The following is a 6,724-nucleotide window of genomic DNA, read 5'->3' on the forward strand; positions in this document are numbered from 1 at the left end:
ATTATCGACCGGGTTATCGCTGATGCCGTTATTAATATAGCTCTTCGTTAAGGTTAAAAATCAGGCGACAGTGCGTTCTCTGTGCTGGCTAACATAATGCAGTGGCGTCATACCGTAGAAGTCTTTAAAGACAGAAATAAAGTACGACGTACTGTTGTAGCCGCAGGACTGTGATACCTGAGAGATATTTTTACCGTCCATCATTAATTCATTTACGGCATAACGCATGCGGCAGGTGGTGATTATTTGGCTATAACTGGTGTTTTCGCTTTTCAGCTTTTTCTTTAACAGACTTGGGCTAAGACATAAACAACTGGCTACCATACTAAGATTCCAGTCTTTGTGAATATCGCTTTCAATAATTTGATAAACGCTGTCACTTACACAATTACGTAACATATACATCATTAATGAAAGGAATTTTTTACTGTCGAGAAAACGGGATAGCACAGTGAATAATAATGCGCGTGTTCGTTCCTTTTCTGACTCAGTTTCTGCGGGCATCATGCTGTGTTGCGCGGCAACGTGAAAGACGTCTGGTGTCAGGCATGGCAGGGTGAGAATGGGCGTAGCGCTACGTTGCCATACTGGTATTTGCGAGAGATCTTTATTCAGAAACCGGAGGTAATCTTTGATGATGTCGTGACTAATATGAGCAACCAAAGTGTTGTTAAGAGAGGAGACGTCGATAATATTATTTTCACAATTTAATAACGCCATATGGTTAGCTTTAAGGCTAATAGGTTCTTTCCCATTCACCCTTATCCAGACATCTTTTTCAGTCAATAAAACAATACAAGGTTGGTCGCTGCAAATCCTCATACATGTACTCCTGAGTGCGAATAAAAGACCAGTTCTCGCTAAAGCAAAGCGATACCGGGAAATGGTTATATAATTGTATGATGAATATAAACATGCATAAAAATAACGAGTTTTACTAATATTACAAATTTTTATAGTAATTTCTCATGTACATATTTTTTTACAGGGTAAATAACAGGCAAAAAAAGCGCGGGGTGGGGCCGCGCAAAAAGTATGACATTTTTGTTTGCAGCAATTTTTATGAAAACGTTGCCATACTCAAAAGGCCTAAGGCCAGGCGGCGTAATGTTATTTAAACAATTACGCCTTCAGCGGAATAGTGGTTACGCTTTCACACACATAACGTGGTAAATACCGTCAATAATTTCAGTCCCTTCAGTTTCGTGTTCAAATCCAGGGAAATGATGATCCCAGGATTGCAGCGAGCGTAAATAACTTAGTTGCGGACTGTTTTTATCGCCGAAGTTTTCACCAGACAGCAGCATCGGGATTCCTGGCGGATACGGGATAACTGAGTTTGCCGCGATACGTCCTGGCAGATTTTCAATGGAAACCAGTTCGACATTGTTGTCGACAATCGCGTTGTACGCTTCACGCGGGGTGATTTCCGCCACCGGCAGGCCGGAATAGGCTTCGTTCAACCGTGCGCCAGGGTTGTTTTCTTTCAGCCAGGCAAACATGGTGTCACCCAGATCGTGAATCCCCATGTTCGCATAAGTGTCAGGATATTGTTCAACAAGTTCCGGCATCACCTGCGCCAGCGGTGTGTTGGCGTCATAGTGGCGTTTGAAGGAGCAAAGGGTGTTAACCAGAGTCCCCCATTTCCCACGGGTTACGCCCATAGAGAACAGGAACATAATTTGGAAGTCAGTGGTGCGGGTAGGCACAATGCCGTGGCGACCAAGCCAGGCAGTGACCAGTGCCGCCGGAACACCGGTTTCTTCCAGTTCACCATCTTCACCCATTCCCGGAGCAAGGATGCTGACTTTAATCGGGTCGAGCATACTCCAGTTATCCGGAATATCTTTGAAGCCGTGCCAGCTTTCGCCCGGATGCATTACCCAGCAGTCCTGAACGGTGGTCAGCAGTTTGGTTGGTGCGTCAGCAAAGTCATAGGTTTTGCCGGTTTGTGGGTCGGTGACGACTTCTTTGTTCCACGGTTTGAAGAACCAGCTACCGTCAGCGGTGAACTCTTTATACAGCCGCGCCATCGCCTGACGGAAATCAACCGCTTCGTCGATCACTTCCTGCGTCAGTGACAGGCCGCTGTTGCCGTCCATCATCGACACCGCCACGTCGTTGGATGCGCAGATGGCATACAGCGGGGAGGTGGTGGCATGCATCATGTAGGCCTGGTTGAAGCGGGAGAAGTTAATCGCCCCACGACCTTCACGTACATGAATATAAGAAGCCTGTGAAAGCGCATTCAGCAGTTTGTGGGTGGAGTGGGTGGCGAAAACAGTAGGACCGTTGTGATCGCCAGGTTCGCCGCGCATGGCATAGTGATCGGCATAGATCGGGTTGAAACGTGCATAGCCGTACCAGGCTTCGTCAAAGTGCAGACGATCGGAGGTTTTTTCCAGCAGATCCTGCGCTTCTTTAGCGTTATAACACACGCCGTCATAGGTGCAGTTGGTCACCACGCAGTAAGACGGTTTTTGCCCGGCTTTGTCTTTAGTCAGCGGGCTTTCACTGATTTTCTTCTGCAAGGTTTCAGGTTGCATTTCCTGCGGATAGATTGGCCCGATAATGCCGTAGCGGTTGCGGCTTGGCACCATGTAGACCGGTTTCGCGCCTGTCAGCATCAAACCTTGTTCGATGGATTTATGGCAGTTACGGTCAACGACCACGACATCGTTATCGGTCATGCAAGCCTGCATGATGGTGCGGTTAGAGCCGGAAGTACCGACGACTACCGACCAGGAGCGATCGGCACCAAATACGCGTGCGGCATATTTTTCGCTTTCGCCAAATGCGCCAGTATGGTCAAGCAAAGAACCGAGGGAAGTTCGTTCGATGCCCATGTCGGTGCGGAACAGATTTTCACCGTAGTAGTCATGGTAGAAACGTCCGGCGGGTGTTTTGGTAAAACCAACGCCGCCCTGGTGGCCTGGCGCTGCCCAGGAATATTCATGGATGTCGCTATATTTCATCAGCGCGCTGAACAGTGGCGGCAACAGCTGCTGGCGGTAGCGGGTCATCGCGGCAACGGCGCGTCCGGCGATAAAGTCGGCGGTATCTTCCAGAATCCAGGCGAATTCATCGACAAGCTCCAGCAGGTCGCGATCCATTGCGGCGAGGGCTTTTTCCCGATCGCCCAACAGGAAGACCGGCACGTTTTGTTGGCGCTCATGAAGCTTACCGATCAATTGTCTGACGTTTTGATGTTCGTCCGGATGTTCCATTTGATAGCTGAACATCAGGCAGTCAATGGCTTCGTTTGAAGAGAGAATGGCAAAACCATCATCAAAGGAGGTGGATTTAATCACGGTAACATTTTGCTGGCTTAAAGCATCTGCCAGACGCTCAACGGCGTTACCGACCCAGGTGTCTTGATGGAGAAACTCGCTTTCAACAATTAATACTTTCATCATTGCTTACCCGGTTATGAAGGAATCTTCGTTGCGGGCAAGTATCTTCCGGCCTTTTCGGGCTGTAAAGCGCGTGAAAAACAAACATTTTTCAAATATTTGTTTTTATAAACAATGCTTTATGTGATTATTTTAAATTATTTTCACTGCTTATTATCGACGGCTAAACTATTTTTTTGGCTGATACTGATATCGTCTTTAGCCGGGAAACGTCTGGCGGCGCTGTTGGCTAAGTTTGCGGTATTGTTGTGGCGACATGCCGACATATTTGCCGAACGTGCTGTAAAAACGACTACTTGAACGAAAGCCTGCCGTCAGGGCAATATCGAGAATACTTTTATCGGTATCGCTCAGTAACGCGCGAACGTGGTTGATGCGCATCGCGGTAATGTACTGTTTCATCGTCAATTGCATGACTCGCTGGAATATCCCCATTGCATAGTTGGCGTTAAGTTTGACGTGCTCAGCCACATCGTTGATGGTCAGCGCCTGATCATAGTTTTCGGCAATAAAGCCCAGCATCTGGCTAACATAAAATTGCGCATGGCGCGAGACGCTGTTTTTGTGTGTGCGCGAGGTTTTATTGACCAGAATCGGTTCCCAGCCAGAGAGGCTAAATCGCTTGAGCATCAGGCCAATTTCATCAATGGCGAGCTGGCGAATTTGCTCATTCGGACTGTTTAATTCCTGCTGCCAGCGGCGTACTTCAAACGGGCTAAGTTGCTGTGTGGCAAGTGATTTGATCACCATGCCGTGAGTGACGTGGTTAATCAGGTCCTTATCCAGCGGCCAGGAGAGAAACAGATGCATCGGCAGATTAAAAATCGCCATGCTCTGACAGGTTCCGGTATCTGTTAGTTGGTGCGGTGTACAGGCCCAGAACAGCGTGATATGTCCCTGATTGATATTCACTTTTTCATTGTTGATCAGGTATTCCACATCGCCATCGAAAGGCACATTCACTTCGACCTGACCATGCCAGTGGCTGGTGGGCATGATATGCGGTGCGCGAAACTCAATCTCCATCCGCTGGTATTCCGAATACAGCGACAGCGGGCTGCGGGTCTGTTTTTCGTCGCTGCTGCACATAAACGTATCTGTATTCATGGATGGCTCTCTTTCCTGGAATATCAGAATTATGGCAGGAGTGAGGGAGGATGACTGCGAGTGGGAGCACGGTTTTCACCCTCTTCCCAGAGGGGCGAGGGGAGTGTCCGAGCATCATGAGGCCGAAAACTCTGCTTTTCAGGTAAATTATTCCTATAAACTCAGATTTACTGCTGCTTCACGCAGGATCTGAGTTTATGGGAATGCTCAACCTGGAAGCCGGAGGTTTTCTGCAGATTCGCCTGCCATGATGAAGTTATTCAAGCAAGCCAGGAGATCTGCATGATGTCTGCACCCAAAATTACATTTATCGGCGCTGGTTCGACGATTTTCGTTAAAAATATTCTTGGTGATGTGTTCCATCGCGAGGCGCTGAAAACGGCGCATATTGCCCTGATGGACATTGACCCCACCCGCCTGGAAGAGTCGCATATTGTGGTGCGTAAGCTGATGGATTCAGCAGGGGCCAGCGGCAAAATCACCTGCCACACCCAACAGAAAGAAGCCTTAGAGGATGCCGATTTTGTCGTGGTGGCATTTCAGATTGGCGGTTATGAACCTTGCACGGTGACTGATTTCGAGGTCTGTAAGCGGCATGGTCTGGAACAAACCATTGCCGATACGTTGGGGCCGGGCGGTATTATGCGCGCGCTACGTACCATTCCGCATCTGTGGCAAATTTGCGAGGACATGACGGAAGTCTGCCCCGATGCCACCATGCTCAACTATGTTAACCCAATGGCGATGAATGCCTGGGCGATGTATGCCCGCTATCCGCATATCAAACAGGTCGGGCTGTGCCATTCGGTGCAGGGAACGGCGGAAGAGCTGGCGCGTGACCTCAATATCGACCCGGCTACGCTGCGTTACCGTTGCGCAGGTATCAACCATATGGCGTTTTACCTGGAACTGGAGCGCAAAACCGCCGACGGCAGTTACGTGAATCTCTACCCAGAACTGCTGGCGGCTTATGAAGCAGGGCAGGCACCGAAGCCGAATATTCATGGCAATACTCGCTGCCAGAATATTGTGCGCTACGAAATGTTCAAAAAGCTGGGCTACTTCGTCACGGAATCGTCAGAACATTTTGCTGAGTACACACCGTGGTTTATTAAGCCAGGTCGTGAGGATTTGATTGAGCGTTATAAAGTACCGCTGGATGAGTACCCGAAACGCTGCGTCGAGCAGCTGGCGAACTGGCATAAAGAGCTGGAGGAGTATAAAAACGCCTCCCGGATTGATATTAAACCGTCACGGGAATATGCCAGCACAATCATAAACGCTATCTGGACGGGCGAGCCGAGTGTGATTTACGGCAACGTCCGTAACGATGGTTTGATTGATAACCTGCCACAAGGATGTTGCGTGGAAGTAGCCTGTCTGGTTGATGCTAATGGCATTCAGCCGACCAAAGTCGGTACGCTACCTTCGCATCTGGCCGCCCTGATGCAAACCAACATTAACGTACAGACGCTGCTGACCGAAGCTATTCTTACGGAAAATCGCGACCGTGTTTACCACGCCGCGATGATGGACCCGCATACTGCCGCCGTGCTGGGCATTGACGAAATATATGCTCTTGTTGACGACCTGATTGCCGCCCACGGCGACTGGCTGCCAGGCTGGTTGCACCGTTAAAACGCGACTAAACGCTACTGCGCCGGGGGATTTATTCCGGCGCACACCTCTGACGATACCAATAACAGAAGGCGGGCGTTGGTAACAGCGACCCGATACCCTATGAGCATTTCAATGACTACAAAACTCAGTTATGGATTTGGAGCGTTCGGGAAGGATTTTGCGATCGGCATTGTGTATATGTACCTCATGTATTACTACACCGATGTCGTCGGGCTGTCTGTGGGTTTGGTCGGTACTTTGTTTCTGGTGGCGAGGATCTGGGATGCTATTAACGATCCGATTATGGGATGGATTGTAAATGCTACGCGATCGCGATGGGGTAAGTTCAAACCCTGGATCCTGATCGGTACGTTGGCAAACTCTGTAATCTTATTTCTCCTCTTTAGTGCGCATCTGTTTGAAGGTACTACTCAGATTGTCTTTGTTTGCGTGACCTACATCCTCTGGGGCATGACTTACACCATTATGGATATTAGACTGGCCCCCTGAATCTCCAGACAACCAATATCACTTAAATAAGTGATAGTCTTAATACTAGTTTTTAGACTAGTCATTGGAGAACA

At 48.8% G+C, this 6,724-nt stretch carries 4 protein-coding genes and 1 pseudogene; 2 read left to right on the top strand and 3 right to left on the bottom strand.

The annotated features are described in order from the left end of the window. Window positions 1-60: 60 nt before the first annotated feature. The 3 genes from adiY to melR form a co-directional block, all read right to left on the bottom strand. Window positions 61-822: a DNA-binding transcriptional activator AdiY gene (gene adiY, locus OQV04_RS11030; protein ID WP_032282020.1), complete on the bottom strand. Its 762-nt coding sequence runs from the start codon at window positions 820-822 to the stop codon at window positions 61-63. A 323-nt stretch (window positions 823-1,145) separates the two neighbouring features. Then, complete coding sequence (adiA, locus tag OQV04_RS11035) at window positions 1,146-3,413, bottom strand: arginine decarboxylase (protein WP_077757444.1); 2,268 nt, start codon at window positions 3,411-3,413, stop codon at window positions 1,146-1,148. 198 nt (window positions 3,414-3,611) lie between these two features. Continuing rightward, window positions 3,612-4,520 carry a transcriptional regulator MelR gene (gene melR, locus OQV04_RS11040; protein WP_001090758.1) on the bottom strand — a complete coding sequence of 303 codons (909 nt, stop codon included), beginning with the start codon at window positions 4,518-4,520 and terminating at the stop codon, window positions 3,612-3,614. Window positions 4,521-4,802: 282 nt separating this feature from the next. On the opposite strand from melR, the gene melA reads away from it, so the two are divergent. Next, window positions 4,803-6,158: an alpha-galactosidase gene (melA, locus tag OQV04_RS11045; RefSeq protein ID WP_032282024.1), complete on the top strand. Its 1,356-nt coding sequence runs from the start codon at window positions 4,803-4,805 to the stop codon at window positions 6,156-6,158. Between the two features lie 102 nt (window positions 6,159-6,260). Beyond that, window positions 6,261-6,635: pseudogene (locus OQV04_RS11050) on the top strand (MFS transporter); the annotation flags it as partial. Between the last annotated feature and the right edge of the window lie 89 nt (window positions 6,636-6,724).

Origin of the sequence: Escherichia sp. Lx600-2 (assembly GCF_036662595.1) — a bacterium.
Classification (GTDB): Bacteria; Pseudomonadota; Gammaproteobacteria; order Enterobacterales; family Enterobacteriaceae; genus Escherichia; species Escherichia coli.